The organism is Burkholderia sp. HI4860 (assembly GCF_002223045.2).
In the GTDB taxonomy this organism is placed as follows: Bacteria; Pseudomonadota; Gammaproteobacteria; order Burkholderiales; family Burkholderiaceae; genus Burkholderia.
Genome location: NZ_NKFO02000001.1, coordinates 2,502,918 through 2,518,101, shown reverse-complemented (window position 1 = coordinate 2,518,101; position 15,184 = coordinate 2,502,918). Strand labels below are relative to the sequence as shown.

Annotated in this window: 13 protein-coding genes and 2 riboswitches; of the genes, 5 read left to right on the top strand and 8 right to left on the bottom strand. The window is 67.9% G+C overall.

From position 1 onward, the window contains the following. The 4 genes from CFB34_RS11180 to CFB34_RS11165 form a co-directional block, all read right to left on the bottom strand. Positions 1 to 297: a type II toxin-antitoxin system MqsR family toxin gene (locus tag CFB34_RS11180; protein ID WP_089442432.1), complete on the bottom strand. Its 297-nt coding sequence runs from the start codon at positions 295 to 297 to the stop codon at positions 1 to 3. Positions 298 to 400: 103 nt separating this feature from the next. After that, the gene (locus tag CFB34_RS11175) at positions 401 to 1,444 is read right to left on the bottom strand and encodes a succinylglutamate desuccinylase/aspartoacylase family protein (protein ID WP_089442433.1); all 1,044 of its coding nucleotides are present in this window, start codon (positions 1,442 to 1,444) and stop codon (positions 401 to 403) included. Between the two features lie 259 nt (positions 1,445 to 1,703). Then, complete coding sequence (locus tag CFB34_RS11170) at positions 1,704 to 1,979, bottom strand: hypothetical protein (protein WP_089442434.1); 276 nt, start codon at positions 1,977 to 1,979, stop codon at positions 1,704 to 1,706. 246 nt (positions 1,980 to 2,225) lie between these two features. Then, a complete protein-coding gene (locus CFB34_RS11165; RefSeq protein ID WP_089442435.1) occupies positions 2,226 to 3,776 on the bottom strand; it encodes a sensor domain-containing diguanylate cyclase in 1,551 nt (516 codons plus the stop codon). A gap of 495 nt (positions 3,777 to 4,271) precedes the next feature. Between CFB34_RS11165 and CFB34_RS11160 the strand changes: the two genes are divergently transcribed. Genes CFB34_RS11160 through CFB34_RS11150 form a run of 3 tightly spaced genes read left to right on the top strand, consistent with a single transcriptional unit; the run spans position 4,272 to position 9,108 of the window. Then, positions 4,272 to 7,148, top strand: a complete 2,877-nt coding sequence (locus CFB34_RS11160; protein WP_089442436.1) for a molybdopterin cofactor-binding domain-containing protein — start codon at positions 4,272 to 4,274, stop codon at positions 7,146 to 7,148. Continuing rightward, the gene (locus tag CFB34_RS11155; protein ID WP_089442437.1) at positions 7,145 to 7,852 is read left to right on the top strand and encodes a (2Fe-2S)-binding protein; all 708 of its coding nucleotides are present in this window, start codon (positions 7,145 to 7,147) and stop codon (positions 7,850 to 7,852) included. Before CFB34_RS11160 ends, CFB34_RS11155 begins: the two co-directional genes overlap by 4 nt. Further along, positions 7,849 to 9,108, top strand: a complete 1,260-nt coding sequence (locus CFB34_RS11150) for a cytochrome c (RefSeq protein ID WP_089442438.1) — start codon at positions 7,849 to 7,851, stop codon at positions 9,106 to 9,108. The genes CFB34_RS11155 and CFB34_RS11150 overlap by 4 nt, the downstream gene beginning before the upstream one ends. An 88-nt stretch (positions 9,109 to 9,196) precedes the next feature. On the opposite strand, the gene CFB34_RS11145 is transcribed toward CFB34_RS11150, so the two are convergent. Next, a complete protein-coding gene (locus tag CFB34_RS11145) occupies positions 9,197 to 9,367 on the bottom strand; it encodes a hypothetical protein (RefSeq protein WP_179243732.1) in 171 nt (56 codons plus the stop codon). Between the two features lie 205 nt (positions 9,368 to 9,572). Between CFB34_RS11145 and CFB34_RS11140 the strand changes: the two genes are divergently transcribed. Beyond that, positions 9,573 to 10,037 (top strand): hypothetical protein, encoded by a 465-nt coding sequence (locus CFB34_RS11140; RefSeq protein WP_089442459.1) that lies wholly within the window; start codon positions 9,573 to 9,575, stop codon positions 10,035 to 10,037. A 136-nt stretch (positions 10,038 to 10,173) separates the two neighbouring features. On the opposite strand, the gene pal is transcribed toward CFB34_RS11140, so the two are convergent. The 3 genes from pal to CFB34_RS11125 form a co-directional block, all read right to left on the bottom strand. Next, entirely contained in the window at positions 10,174 to 10,665 is a 492-nt protein-coding gene (pal, locus tag CFB34_RS11135; RefSeq protein ID WP_089442439.1) for a peptidoglycan-associated lipoprotein Pal, read from the bottom strand. 401 nt (positions 10,666 to 11,066) lie between these two features. Next, positions 11,067 to 12,278: a porin gene (locus tag CFB34_RS11130; protein ID WP_089442440.1), complete on the bottom strand. Its 1,212-nt coding sequence runs from the start codon at positions 12,276 to 12,278 to the stop codon at positions 11,067 to 11,069. A gap of 232 nt (positions 12,279 to 12,510) precedes the next feature. Further along, the gene (locus CFB34_RS11125) at positions 12,511 to 13,533 is read right to left on the bottom strand and encodes an ABC transporter substrate-binding protein (protein WP_089442460.1); all 1,023 of its coding nucleotides are present in this window, start codon (positions 13,531 to 13,533) and stop codon (positions 12,511 to 12,513) included. A gap of 143 nt (positions 13,534 to 13,676) precedes the next feature. Then, a riboswitch (guanidine-I (ykkC/yxkD leader) is annotated at positions 13,677 to 13,798 on the bottom strand. Positions 13,799 to 14,230: 432 nt separating this feature from the next. After that, positions 14,231 to 14,364, top strand: a riboswitch (guanidine-I (ykkC/yxkD leader). Positions 14,365 to 14,421: 57 nt separating this feature from the next. Between CFB34_RS11125 and CFB34_RS11120 the strand changes: the two genes are divergently transcribed. Beyond that, positions 14,422 to 15,177, top strand: a complete 756-nt coding sequence (locus CFB34_RS11120) for an urea amidolyase associated protein UAAP1 (protein ID WP_089442442.1) — start codon at positions 14,422 to 14,424, stop codon at positions 15,175 to 15,177. Positions 15,178 to 15,184: the final 7 nt, after the last annotated feature.

The following is a 15,184-nucleotide window of genomic DNA, read 5'->3' as shown; positions in this document are numbered from 1 at the left end:
TCAACGCTCCTTGAAAGACACGATCAGCACATCGTCGATCACCGTCAGCTTCAGGTACACGTCGCCGCGCACCGTGAAAGGTCGGTAGACGTCCTGCCAGATCGTGTGGTCGGCGTACGTCGTCATACTCTTGTGGAAGTCGAGATCGGTCAGCGACAGCACGACACCGAGCGCCTCCCGTTCCGTGAAACCCAATAGCCGGGCGCCGAGTACCGCGCTCGCCGTTAGCCGGACCTGGCCGGTTTCGACGAGCGCTTTCACGCGCAGCAGCTTGCAATGAGGCGTTCTCTTTTCCATCGGTGATCATAACCAAGTAAGTTAATTTGTCAAGTTGGTTAATGACGAACGCATGCCGTCCGCCATGACTGGCAGACAGCAAGGAAAGGAGAGAGGTCCGGATTTAGGCCGTCTGGCCGATGCTCGGCGGCGCCGACAACTCCGCCAGCTGGAACAGGCAATCGCCGCGCTGCACCTGCGCGGGCACGCGCTTGCACACCACTTCGCCGTCACCTTTGAAACGGTGCAGCACCGGCTCGCGCAGCGGCGTATCGGGGAAATGCACCCACGCGGCCGGCTGCCCGGCCTTCACCTGGTCGCCGAGTTCGACGAGCGGCTCGTACAGCCCGCGCTCGTATGCGTAGACGAAGTGGCGCTCGCCGTCGACCCGCATGAAGCGCGTGACGGTGGGCGGCGCATCGGGCACGAGCGCGCCGTGCAGCAGCCCGATATGGCCGAGGTAGTGCAGCAGCCCGTGGCGGCCCATGCGGATCAGCGACGGATCGGCCATGCCCGCGCCACCCAGTTCGGTCACGATCGAGATCGCGCCCTGGCGGCGCGCGGCCGACGCCGAATGCACGGGATTCGGCGCGTGCAGCAACGCATTGTGCAGCCCGAACGCGACCAGCAGCCCGTTGAGCTTCGCGGCTTCGTCGGCGTCGAGCGGATCGATCGCGAGCATGTTGCCGCCCTGGTACAGCAGCGAGCTGCCGCCCGAGTGCAGGTCGACCAGATACTGCGCGCGCGACAGCAGCGCGTGCTCGATGTAGTGGGCGATCATCTGCGTCGGCGTGCCGGTCGGATCGCCGGGAAAGCTGCGGTTCAGGTTGCCTGCGTCGAGCGGCGACACGCGCAGGCCGGCATCCGCCGCCGGGAAATTCGCCATCGGCAGCAGGATCAACTGCCCGCTGACCATCTCGGGCTCGATCTCGCGCATCAGTTGCGACACGATGATCTGGCCTTCGTACTCGTCGCCGTGATTGCCGGCCATCACGAGCGCGACCGGGCCGTCGCCGTTGCGGATCGACACGATCGGGATCGGCAGCCAGCCGTACGCCGAGCGGTGGACGGAATGCGGCAGCCGCAGGTAGCCCGCATGCTTGCCGGGTGCGTCGAGATCGATTTCGCAGTGGATAGGATTGCGGTGCGAGGAAGAAGAGGCGGTCATGGCGGCATCGTTCGATGAACGGAATTCGCCATCTTATCGGGAAACGACTGCCGCGCGCCGTGCCCGATGCGCGCAACGCCGAACGCCATCAATCGGCACACGCATGGATCTTGGGTACGGCCAGTTGCACGGCAGCCGATACGCGAGACCCCCGTGCGATGTTGCAGCGATGAACGCATGCCGGTCGGTCGGCCGGCTGCATTCGGCGGGATGTTTCGCGCCGCCCCTTGCCGCGGCAGGGCCGGCGCGCGCAGCCGGCTTACCGGCCCGATGTTTCAGCTTCGAGACGTCCTTCTTCCCACAGCGCCCAGAAACGGCTGCCGGCGCGATACGGATTCCCGCGGCGTGCGCCGTGATCGGCGATGCCCTGGCGAAATGCGCCGTACAGCGTCAGCGGCGGATTGTCGACGCATCGGGCCTCGCGTGCGGCCGGCATGCGGCGTTCGGACACGAGCCGGCGGATCAGCGATTCGCCATCGATCACGTCCAGTGCGTCGATCGCTTCGCTGCGGCTGAGGACTTCGACGGTATTCATGTTGGGTCTCCCTGACAACCTGTTTCCCCTGACAGGGAGCAATAAGAGTGCCAGGTTCGAAAAGCCTGGCTTTGCCTCGATCGTGCCGGCTTCTGCAGCCAACGTGACGGGTGGCGGCCGGCGATGTTACGGAACACGTCACGTGACACGCGAACACGCGACGTCACGTGCGGCCGCGCAAAGCGTTTCGGAATTGAATCGTCGGAAGGAGACGGAGGCGGGGGAACGCGGGTGTGTGCCGCCGGGTCAACTCGCGGTCACCGGCGTGACCCGGCTGCTGCCGCTCGAATAGAAGCGGTAGATGCCCTTGCCGGCGGACTTCGCTTCGTACAGCGCGCTGTCGGCCTGCCGGATCAGTTCGTCGGGCGAGCCGTGCCCGTCGTCGAGCGCGATGCCGATGCTGATCCCGAGGCTCACCGTCTCGCCGATCGACAGCGTGTACGGCGCCGAGATCTGCCGGATGATGCGCGCGGCGAGGAGCGAGCACGTGTGCATCGTCGTGTCGTCGATCGCGACGACGAACTCGTCGCCGCCGATGCGGGCCGCCAGCTCGCCGGACGACAGCGTCTTGCCGAGCCGCACGGCGACCTGCGTGAGCACGTCGTCGCCGGCCTGGTGGCCGAACCGGTCGTTGATCGCCTTGAAGCCGTCGAGGTCGAGATACATGACGGCGAGCGCGGGGCCCGGCGCGCGCGGCCGGCGCGCGAGCATGCGCTTGAGCTCGGCATGCAGTTCATGACGGTTCGGCAAGCCCGTCAGCGCATCGTGCCGCGCGAGATGCCGGATGTGCTGCTCGGTCCGGCGCCGCGCGGTCACATCCTCGACGATGATCACCGCGTTGCCGTCGGGCACGCGGTGGCGCGTCAGTTCGAGCTGGCGGCCGTCGGCGAGCACGACGTCGAGCGGCGCGGGTTCGTCGCAGCCCAGCCAGAGTTCGCACTGCGCGGCGAGACCGGCGCCGCCGGGATCGGTCGCGTCGTTCGCGCCGAGCGCCGCGACGACGGCGGGCAACGGCGTATCGAGCATGATCTCGCGCGGCGAGCCGAACAGTTGCGCGGTGCGCCGGTTCGCGACGATCACGCGGCGCTCGCCGTCGATCATGCACAGGCCGTGCGGCATGTAGGTGAGCGCGGCGTCGAAGCGCGCGACGAGTTCGGCGTTGCGCTGGCGCGCGGCGATCAGCGCGACGAGCACGCGATAGTGACGCTGGACGACCGTGCGCATCGCGGCGAGATAGATCGCGAGCGGCGGCAGCAGCAGCCACGCGCCCGACCGGTGGGCCAGCAGCGCACCGACGCCGATCGGCAGCACGCCGAGCGTGACCTGCATCATCGCGAGCCGCGGCAGCGCCGAATTGCGCGACGCGATTCCGCCGAACACGCCGCCCGCGACCATCACCGACAGCGTGCCGAGCTCGACGTCGACGGCCTGCACGCAGCCCATCACGCCGAGGCCGAGCACGAAGCACGCGATGAGCGACACGGGTGCATAGCGCAACGCCCAGTATTCGGCGCGGTCGGCGCCGGCGTTGCGTTGAACGGTGTACGCGCGCGCGATCGAGAGCCGCGCGATGAGGAGGCCGACGTCGGCGATCAGCCACGCGAGGCACCACAGCTGCTGCAGCCGGATCAGCGCGACGGCCGCGACGAAGCCGCTCGCGAGCCCGGAGAGCGCCATCGGTCGGACGTCTTCGAACAGCGTAACGAGCATCGACGGGCGCAGCGCGGCCGTCACACGGTGGTTGCCGGAGGGGGGAGTGGCGAGAACGGAGTGCAGGAGAGATGCCCTGACTGCCATGGTTTTTAACCTCGACACGATGTCGCGTGATGTCGCGATGGCTGGCGGCGCCCGCACGGCACATGGCGGACGCCCGGCCAGGCCGGATGCGCACGACATTACCATGAAACACGGGCGGCACCGCTAGCTGCGCAGGCCATTAGTCGTTAACCCCGCCCGCGAATGGCTTGCGCATTCGTGGGCGCCGGGGCAGCATCGTGGCGAACGAAACGCGGCCCGGTGACCGGCAGGAGACAGGTCACCGTACACAGCGCGCGCACCTGCCGGGCTCGGTCGACACGATCGAAACCGCCGTAGCCGGGCACGCGACGCGGTCGGATCACCCCCCGCGACCGGCTGCCGCAGCCCGGCTGAATACCGTTATAAGAAATTCAATAAGTATTTCATGCGAGAAATACTATAGGCGATATATCTAAAACAATGCCAGAATGCGCGCCGCTCCGAACGTCGCGACACCCGATCGCCGTCCGAGCCGCATCAGGAGGTTCCCCCCCAATGAAAAACCACGGCCTGTCACGGCGGGGTTTTCTGAAAGCCAGCGTGCTGGCGGGTGTCGCGGTGTATGTCGCGCCCCTGGGCAGCCGCGCATTCGCGGCGCTCTTCGAAGAAAAACTCCTCACCCCCGTCAAATGGGATAGCGTCACCGGCATCCCCCAATTCCGCATCGACGGCATCGCGAAGGTCACCGGCTCGAAAGTGTTCGCCCGTGACGTGCGCGCCGCCGACATGCCGCACTGGCCGCAGCAGCAGTCGCATGCGCTGATCCTGCGCGTCACGCAGGCCGACCGGATCTACGAAGGCTTCGACCTGTCGCTGCTCGGCGACGACCTGAAGCCGGACCGCGTGGTCACGGCCGACGATCTCGTGCGCGACGGCGTCGCGTTCCCGACGTTCTACGGCGACGACATGCTGCTGCCGGCCGGCAAGACGCCCGCGTATCTCGGCCATGCGGTCGCGATCCTCATCTATCACGACTTCGCGCGCTTCCGCTTCGCGAAGAATGCGCTCAAGTTCCGCGACGACGTGATCCGCTACGGCGCGGTCACGGGCCCGCTCGAGCGCGATCCGTGGGGCACCTTCCGCTACGTGCGCGTGGGCGGCAAGACGGCCTATGACGACGACGTCTATTCGAGCCTGAAGGACGCGCCGATCTTCCCGAGCATGATGCGCAAGCACCTGCCGGTGTGGCCGGACGGCAAGGAGCACGGCAAGCTCGACGAGCAGGGCATGTTCCTCGCCGGGCAGATCGCCAGCGAGCTCGACCATCCGTCGGCCGACTGGCTCGTGTTCGACCGCGAGTACAACACGCAGTCGGTCGACACGTCCGCGCTCGAACCGGACAACGCGAACTGCTGGTACGACACCGCGACGCAGTCGCTGCACCTCGTCGTGCCGACCCAGTCGCCGCTCGAAGTGGCGGAGAACGCGGCCGCGATGGTCGCGAAGTGCCGCTTCCCGGTGAAGAAGCTGTTCGTGCATCCGTGCTACACGGTCGGCTATGGCTCCAAGGATCACTTCAACGTGCCGTTCTACGGCCTCGTCTGCGCGCTGTACGCGGACGGCCGCCCGGTGCGTTTCGCGAACGACCGCTACGAGCAGTTCCAGACGTCGCTGAAGCGTCACGCGTTCAAGATGCATTACCGGATCGCGGTGGACCGCAACACGGGCCTGCTGCAGTCGTTCAAGGGCGACTTCGAGGCGAACGGCGGCGGGCGCTCGAACTTCTCGCCGTCGGTGGCGATGGTGGGGGCGACGGCTGCCCAATCGATCTATTACTTCCCGAAGAGCGACCTGGCCGCGGTCGCGATCGCGTCGCGCGCGATCGATGCCGGTTCCGCGCGTGGCTACGGCACGCTGCAGAGCATGGCGGCGACCGAGATGGCGGTCGACGAAATCGCCGCGCAGCTGAACATCGACCCGATCGAGTTCCGCCTGCGCAACGCGCTGCGTTCGGGGATGAAGAACACGCAGGGGGCGATTCCCGCCGGCGCGCTGCGCGTGGACGAAGTGCTCGAGCGCTCGAGGCAGCATCCGCTGTGGACGCGCCGCGCCGCGCGCAAGGCCGAATACGAGGCTGCGAACCCGGGCAAGCGCTACGGTGTCGGCTTCGCATGCGTGCAGAAGGATTTCGGCACGGGCGCGGAAGCGTCGTTCGCGAAGGTCGAATTCGACGAGAACGGCAAGGTGTCGCTGCAGCATACGGCGGCCGAGATCGGCACCGGGATGTCGACGTCGCAGGCCGTCGCGGTCGCGAAATGGCTGGGCCGTCCGGCCACGGACGTGCGCGTGGCCGTGACCGAATGGCCGGACCTGCCGGTCGAGACCAGCGGCGATCCGTACCTCATGTCGCAGGCCGACCAGGATCGCCTGAGTGCGAACCCGCGCTGGTCGCCGAGCTATGCGTCGCCGTCGAGCGCGACGAACTCCGCGTACTACTTCACGCACAGCACGCGCGAAGCCGCGCGCGCGGTGTTCCGCTACGGCCTGTGGCCGGCCGCGATGTCGATCTGGACGCGCGGCCTCGGCGGCGGCCAGGCCGCGCCGTACACGATCCGCATCGAGGACGCGCGCTGGGTCGACGGCAAGCTGACCGCCGACGGGCTCGAGCCGCTGTCGTTCGAGCAGCTCGCGAAGCAGGCCCATGCGCTCGGCCTGCCGACCGGCGCCGTCGTGCACGTGTTCAACCGCTGGCAGTGGACCGACGCCGAGTTCGAAGTGGGCGGCACGGTCGAGCGCCTGCCGATCGACGGGCTGTCGCTGCGCGTCGGTGCGCCGAAGACGGGCGACAACGGCCCGGTGCCCGGCACTGCCGCACCGGCCGGCGCGACCACGATGCGCGGCACGCTGGCGCCGACCGCGAACGGCTACCGCGTGCTGGACCGCAAGCGCGTGTTCATCCCGCCGACGAGCCGCAACAACGCGGCCGTCACGTACTACACGGCAGTCGGCACGCTGGTCGAGCTGGCCGTGCACGAAGCGACCGGCAAGGTCGAGCTGCTCACGCATCACTCGATCATGGAATGCGGCAACCAGATTTCGCCGCAGCTCGTGTCGGGCCAGTTGCAGGGCGGTCTCGCGATGGGCATCGGCCACGCGTTGCACGAGTACCTGCCGCTGTACGAAGACGGCCCCGGCAACGGCACGTGGAACTTCAACCGTTACCAGCTGCCGCGCGCGTCCGACGTTGCCGTCTGGACCCAGACGGGCGACGTGCTGCCGCCGCTGTCCGAGACCGATCCGCCGAAGGGCGTCGCCGAAGTGGTGATGATTCCCGTCGTCGGCGCGATCGTGAACGGCATCGCGCACGCGATCGGCCATCGTTTCACCGACCTGCCGGTGACCCCGCAAAAGATTCAGGAGGTGCTCGCATGACGACCGCCCAAACCGCGGCTTCGGCCGCGAGCGCCAGCGCCGCTGCGACCGGCGCTTCCGCGCCGAGCGCGGCTTCGGCCGCACCAGCATCGGCACCGGCTCCGGCTCCGGCCGTGCCGGCTTCGGCCCCGGCCGCCGTCGAGCGTCCGCTCGTCCGGTTCCAGTCGAAGCCGCTGTCGATCAATATCAACGGCAAGTCCGTCGGCCCGATGCAGGTGCCGGAAGGGCTGATGATGATCGAGTTCCTGCACGAATACGCGGGCCTTACCGGTTCGCGGCTCGGCTGCGGGCAGGGCATCTGCCACGCGTGCGTCGTGATCGTCGACAAGCCGGACGGCACGAGCGAGGAAATGCGCACCTGCATCACTGGCGCGCACTTCTTCCACGGTCGCTCGATCCGCACGATCGAAGGCCACGCGAAGCGCAACGAAGCGGGCGAAGTGGTCGAGCTGTCGCCGATCCAGCAGAAGTTCCTCGAGCATTTCAGCTTCCAGTGCGGCTACTGCACGCCGGGCTTCGTCAACGCGGCGACCGTGCTGATCGAACGCCTGAAGCGCGAGCCGGTCGCGAAGGCCGACGTCGAGCGCACGATCACCGAGGCGCTAGATGCGCACCTCTGCCGCTGCACGGGCTATGTCCGCTACTACGAAGCCGTCAAGGACGTGGTGCTGACGACGCCGGGACTCGTGAAGGACGCCGCATGAAACGCACATTCGCTCATCGTGTCGCGCGGGCTGCGGGCTTGCCCGCGCTCGCGGCCGCCTGCGCGCTGCTGCTCGCCGCGTGCGGCGGCCATGACGCGCCGGCCTCGAACGCGGCTTCCGGCGCGCCGGGTGCCGACCCGATCGCGCGCGGCCGCTACCTCGTCAAGGCCGCCGACTGCGCGGCGTGCCACACCGCGAAGGACGGCGCACCGTTCGCCGGCGGCGCGCCGCTCGAATCGCCGTTCGGCACGTTCTACGGTTCGAATATCACGCCCGACAAGGATCACGGGATCGGCAACTGGAGCGCGGACGATTTCTACGCCGCGCTGCATGACGGCAAGGCGCCGGGCAAGCGCCTGTATCCGTCGATGCCGTACACGTCGTACCGTCAGCTCACGCGCGCCGATTCCGACGCGATGTACGCGTACCTGAAGACCGTCAAGCCGGTCGCGCAGGAAAACCGCGAGCACGCGCTGAAGTTCCCGTACAACCTGCGTTTCGGGATGGTCTTCTGGGACATGGTGTTCCTGAAGGACAGCCTGCCCGATGCGTCGATCGGCCAGTCCGCCGACTGGCAGCGCGGCCGCTATCTGGCGGGTGCGCTCGGCCATTGCGCGGAATGCCATACGCCGCGCGCGTTCACGGGCCAGCTCGACAGCGCGAAGCCGTTCGCCGGCGCCGCGCTCGGCCGCGTGGCCGCGCCCGACATCACGCCGGCCGGCCTCGCCGCGCGCGGCTGGACGGGCGCCGACCTGCAGACGTTCTTCGGCGTCGGCATCGCGCCGCAAGGCTCGGCGTTCGGCGAAATGTACCCGGTCGTGCACCTGAGCACGCAGACCATGACGAAGGACGACCTGCGCGCGCTGTCCGTGTACCTGCTGGGCGATACGCCGCCCGCGCCGCAACCGGTGAAGCCGGTTGCGGCCGACGCCGCGCAGCTTGCGGCCGGCCGCTCGGTGTATCTCGCGGTCTGCGCGGGCTGTCACGGCTTCAACGGTGAAGGCAAGCCGCACGTGGCGGTGCCGATGAACGGCAATTCGACGGTGCGCCAGGGCGACCCGCGCAACCTGCTGGTCGCGATGCTCGACGGCATCGGCGAGCAGAAGTTTGCCGGGTTCGAGAACCTGCAGCCGATGCCCGGTTTCGCGCACACGCTGAGCGACGACGAACTCGCGCAGCTCGCGAACTACCTGCGTGCGACGTGGGGCGGCCAGCCCGCGAGCGTCACGCCGGCCGACGTGAAGGCCATGCGTTAAGTCGTGCCGCAGGGCGGCGCGTCGCGCGCGAGTCAGCCGGTTTCCGGTGCTCGTGGGCGACGCGTCGTCCGATTTTTTCGGCGGCGCTTCAGTAGCCGCTACCACCTCCGCCTCCGCCTCCGCTGCCTCCCGAGCCGCCACCGCCATACCGGCTCATGCCCGGTCCCTGCGCAGGGCCGCTACCCGACGACATACAGCCCGCCGACAGCACGAGCACCAGCGCGGCGATCAGCGCCGCGGCCCACCTTGCCGATTTCATGTCCGCCTCCTTGCCGCGCGCGGGACGCTGGAAAGGCCGGTTCGCGTGAACCGCGCGTCTGCGTGCTGACGGAACATGAAACGTTTCGGGCGGGCGGGTTATTCCATGCATTTTGTGGATCGCTGCACGCGAAGGGGCGGACCGGATGCATCTTGCCGCCTTGGTACACTCCGGCAGCCGCCATTCCGGTTCCGACTACAAAAACATGAGTGCTACCGCAGAACGTCCGCCGTCGCGTCCGTCCCATCCCGTCGTGTTCGGCTGCATGTCGTTTGCCGTCGGCGGCCCGCTGGTCGCATCGCTCGTCTGGCCGGCCGTGATGCTGATCGCGTGGTCGTTGATCGACGGTCCGTCGTGGGAGGGTCTGAAAGTCAGCGCCGGCATGGTGCCGCTGATCTTCTTCGCATCGTTCCTGTTCGGCTATTTCGTGCCGGCGGCCGTGGCGGGCGGCATCATGGGTGCAATCGGCACGCGAATCCGGCGGCGCTGGTTCGTGCTGCTGGGGATGATCGTCGGGGCAGGCGCGATGATCGGCTTCGTCGAACTCGTGGCCTACCTGCTGAAATCCGACAAGGTCGGCGACATCGACGCGATCGCCACGCTCGATGCGATCGTGACGTCGGCCGTGCTGTCGTACTGGCTGCATCGGCGGCTCGCACGCCGGCGTTGAACGAGACGCGGTGCGTCATCCGGCGCTGTGTCGTTGCTCGCGAGCATGCAGCGGGCGGCACCGCGCGGCCGCTTCTGCGGCCCGTGGGCCGGGATGCTGCTCCTGAAGCGGATGCCGCCGGCGCGGCGGCCTGTGATCAACGATAGACGAGATCGGCACGGCGGTTCTGCGCCCACGCATCCTCGTCGTGGCCGAGCGCGACCGGCTTTTCCTTGCCGAGGCTGACCGCCTCGAGTTGCGTGGCCGGCACACCGAGCGTTTCGAGCCCGCTCATCACGGCCTGCGAACGGCGTTGGCCGAGCGCGAGGTTGTATTCGGACGTGCCGCGTTCGTCGGTGTTGCCCTGGATCAGCACGCGCCGCGCCGGATGGCTGCGCAGGTAGTCGGCATGCGCCTGCAGCAGCGACTGGTATTCGGGCTTGACGGAGTACTGATCGAAATCGAAGTAGATGCTGCGCTTCGCGAGCGGGCTGTTCGGATTGTCGAGATCGTCGGCCGTCACCGTTGCGACGGCTTCGCTCGACGGTGTTGGCTCCGTGCCGGCATTCTCGGGCGTCTTCGCCGCATTGTGGCAACCGGCCAGCAGCACGAAGGTTGCCAGGACTGCAAATCGATTCGTTTTGCTCATCGTTTGTCTCCAGCGGTTGACTGCGTTGAACGCGTGGGGCGTGCGACCGGCACGCCCGTATCCGGCCGGCATGGCGCGAAAGGTCCGGCACGCACGACGTGAAGCACGTTCGTAAGCCGGTGGTGCGCCATATGAAAGAGTGTCGCGACCGGAACGCCAAATCTCGGCGTCGCTGCAAACAGATTAGGAAAAATGTCACAGCGTGACCAGTTTCTCCGCATTTTTTTGCGCCGATGCGACAGTCCGGGCCGCATTTTTGCCGTTGCACCGGGTGAAGCCACAGCGAAAAGGCCGCGCACGGGCGCGGCCATTCCGGTTCGGGACATGACGATCGGGCGGAGCTGGAAACGCATGCCCGACACGGCGGGCGCAGCCGCGTCGCGCCGCGCCGTCTTGCGTCGTCAGAACTTGTGCCGCAGCCCCAGTGCGACGACGACCTGGTTGCTGTTCGCCGATGGCGTCAGCGTCCAGACGGTCGCGTTGAACGCGGGATTGCCGTTGCCGCCGCTCACGCTCTGGTAGACGCCTTCGAGATACGCATCGGTGCGCTTCGACAGCGCATAGTCGGCTTGCGCCACGACCTGATTCCATTTCGGGCGGGTCTGGCCGGTGCGCGTGTCGAAGCGGCCCATCGTGTACGTGTAGGCGGCCGCGAGGCTCAACGCCCGCGTGACGACGTAGCGCCCGTCGATCGAGAAGTTGTCGAACACCAGCGATTCACCCTTCAGCGGCGCGATGCCGCCGCCCTGGAGCACGCCGGTCACGCCGTCGGTGGTCGAGTGCGACCATGCGGCGCCGACCGAATGCGGCCCGAATGCATAGCGGCCGGCTGCGGCCCAGATCTGCTGGTTGCCGCCGGTGATCGTCGCCGAGCCGTCGACCGTGCTGAGCGCGCCGTTCGGGTTCGGCGCATTGCGGTCGCGGCTGATCTTCAGGTAGCCGGCGCCGAGCTTCAGCGGTCCGTTCGCATACGACACCCCCGTGCTCCACACCGCGTTGTTGGAGAACTGGCCGGCCGCGTTCGAGAACCCGAACATCGCGCCGAACGTCAGCCCGCGGTACGTCGGGCTCGTGTACTTCACCGCGTGGTTGATGCGGAGGTTGCGGTTCGAATCGTCGTTGTCGTACGGATGCACCGCGAGGTTGCCGCCCCAGCCGGGGCCGGACGCGCCGAGCGGCGTCACGAAATCGAGGATCAGGTCGTACTGGCGGCCGAACGTGAGCGTGCCGGCCGTCTTCGAGCTCAGGCCGATCCATGCCTGGCGGCCGAACAGGTCGACGCCTTTCTGCGACAGCGCGCCGGTGGTGCCCGAGAAGCCGTTCTCGAGCGTGAAGACCGCGGCCGTCCCGCCGCCCAGATCCTCGCGGCCGCGCAGCCCCCAGCGCGACGCGTTCAGTGCGCCGCTCGTCATCGCGACGGCGCCGCTGCCCGGCGAGCCGGCGCCGTGCGTGCGCTGGTTGGTCGCGTAGGTGATCGACGTGTCGATCAGGCCGTACAGCGTCACGCTGCTCTGTGCGTGTACCTCGCCCGAGGCGAGAGCGGTCAGGCAGGCGGCAATGGCGGTCCCCGCGAGTCGAGTGCTGGCGTGCTGGTTCATCTTGTAGGAATGCATAGGAGTTTTTATCGTTTTTCCGGCCCGGTGGCCGGCGGATCGAGCGGCCATTATTGGAGATCGTGCGGCGCTCGATTAAGGCGTTGCACAGGAAAGGTCCTCTGCAAAATCGCGTGGAATCGCGGCGAGGTGGGGGCGGGGAGAGGGTCGGCCGCGGCCGCGCATCGACGCGGCCGGGTTTGGGGGGAAGCGAGCGCGAGGGGCCGGTGCCCGAAGCCCGGTCCTGCGCCCGTCAACGCGGCATCACGAGGCGCGGATCGATATACGCGTCGATGTCCTGCGACTGCTTGTATACGCCGTTGCGCACGTTGAACGCATTCGCGTTGCGCGTCGAGCCGTAGATCGAATCGAGCCCGTCGCCCTTGCGGAACGCGCGCTTCGCGGCGGCTTCGTCGAGCAGGTGCGTCCCCTTCAGCAGCGGGAGGTATTGCTCCGGCGCGAGGCCGACGCGCGCGGACATGATCCGGACCGCGTCGGCTTGCGTCTTCGGATCGTTGATGTAGGCGACGCAGCGGTACCAGACCTTGATCACCTTGGCCCAGTCGGCGCGGCGCGCGGCGAGGCTGGCCGGCGCGACGGTAATGGCGTCGTAGATCAGCCCCGGCGCATCCGCCGACGTGAAGATCGCACGGGCGCCCGGTGCGCGCTTCAACGCCTCGCCCGCGTTCGGCTGCCAGGCGGCCACCGCGGCGATGTCCGTCGACGAGCCGAGCACCTGCGGCAGTTCGTTGGTTTTCGCGTTCACGAGCGTCACGTCGCCGTCCTTCAGCCCGTGCTTCTGCAGCGCGGTTTCGAGCAGCAGGTGATCGACGAGGCCGAGTTCGACGCCGACCTTCTTGCCCTTCAGCGCCTCGACGCTGCGCAGCGGCGGCTTGGCGACGATCATGTCGTTGCCGGCGGAATAGTCGGTGAGCAGGATCATCACGTTCTTCGCGCCGGCCGAGCCCGTGACGAGCGCGTCGCCGTTCGTCGCCGCGACCGCGTCGAGCTTGCCTGCCGAAAACGCGTCGAGCGATGCCGAGTAATCGAACCATTCGAAATCGACGTCGACGCCGGCTTCCTTGAACCACCCCTTGTCGAGTGCGACCTGGAACGCGACCCAGCCGGGCCAGTCGCTGTAGCCGATCTTGAGCGGCGCTGCCGCGTGCGCGGCGGGCGTCACGAGCAGCGTGGCGGCCGCGGCGGCGGCCCCCAAGGCGTGACGGACAGAACGGCGGGACAGCAGGCGGCGGAGCGCCAGGGCGGGACGGGTCATCGTTTTCTCCAGGAGACCGGGATCGGGATCGTCGATACGGACCGTGCGCGTGCTCGTGCGCGGTCCGGCCGCGTGGCCGGTTCCTGCGGATGCGGAACGAATGAAGCGGCCACGGAGAGGCGCGACGGCCGTTGCCATCGCCAATCTCCCGGGCTTTTGTCCCGCCGTGTAGCGCGTGCGCGTCCGGTCTCGCGATCGGACGCACCCGCGCCGGGCTGCTCTCGGACCAGACGTTCGATGAACCGGAACCCTAGCACCCCTAAGATGCGACGCCGCCGCACCTCTCGGCGTCATGCCGAGCGAGAAGCGTGCCAACGGCACGCGGCGGGGCGGCTCAGGGGCGGCGCGACCTGCGCTGCAGCTCGATGAAGCGGGCGGAGAAGAGCGCGCTCAGCGCGCGCCGGAGCAGGTCGAGCTTGTTCATGAGGTGTCGCGTATCGAGTGAAGGTGCATGCATCCAGCAATGCCCATGCCATTGCCGATCGTGTCGTGTAGGCGGGCGCGGCGCGCACTGCGCCGGTGCGGGCGCGCGTTCGCATGGTGCGCGGCACGCCCGCCGCGAGGGCGGCCATCCGCATCCGGTGCGGTGTCCGTCTGCGCGCGCATGCCGGAAAGCCGCGTGGCACCGCGATTCCTCACACGCTGGCACGCAACTCGCTTAGTCAGTGCCCGAGAGGTGCGAAGCAATTTGCATCATCTTCAGGATCGCTAGGGTTCCGGTCGTGCGGCGTTCGCGCCGCGCGATGGCTGGTCCGAGAGCAATCCGGTCTTGTCTTCTCCTCTCTTCGAGGAAACGGCGAGGCTCCACGGAGGGATAAAAGCCCGGGAGGTCGCGATGTCGTTCGGTCGCCCTCTCACGCCTTTTGTCCAACCGACCACGGAGCCGCCATGTCGCCGCGCCCCCAAGCCGTCCTTGCCCCGCCGCCACACGTCGTGTGGGAAACGCTCATTCCCGCCGGAACCCACTGGTCCGGCATCCTGCGCCGCGGTCTCGCGCTGCGTGTCGTCGACGTCGACGGCGGCGCGAATCTGTCCGCGGTGTTTCATCGCCAGGAAGACCCGCTCGAACGCTACAACATGGCCGACACGCTGAAGGCGCAGCACACTGCGCATCTCACGCGCGGCCATGCGCTGTACACCGACATGGGGCGCGTGATCGCGTCGATCACGGCCGACACGCTCGGCTGGCACGACCCGCTCGGCGGCGTCGGCGATGCGCGGCTGTTCGCGCACAAGTACGGCACGACCTCGTACCAGGCCGATCGCAACGCGATGATCCGCAACGGCCGGGACAGCCTCGTGCTCGAACTCGCGAAATACGGGCTGTCGGCGCGCGACCTCGTCGCGAACGTCAATTTCTTCAGCAAGCTCGACACGCGCGACGACGGCGCGCTCGATTTCGTTGCCGGACATTCGCCGGCCGGCAGCATGCTGGACCTGCGCTTCGAGATGAACACGCTGGCGGCGTTCTCGACCGCGCCGCATCCGCTCGATCCGCACCCCGACTACGCGCCGAAGGCCGTGAAGCTGATCGCGTACCGCGCGTATCCGGTGGACGGGGCCGCGCCGGAAGATGATCCGTGCCGCCGCGCGTGCGCCGAGAACGTGCGCGGCTTCGCCAACACCGATCGCCTGTTTGCGTAAGGAGAGC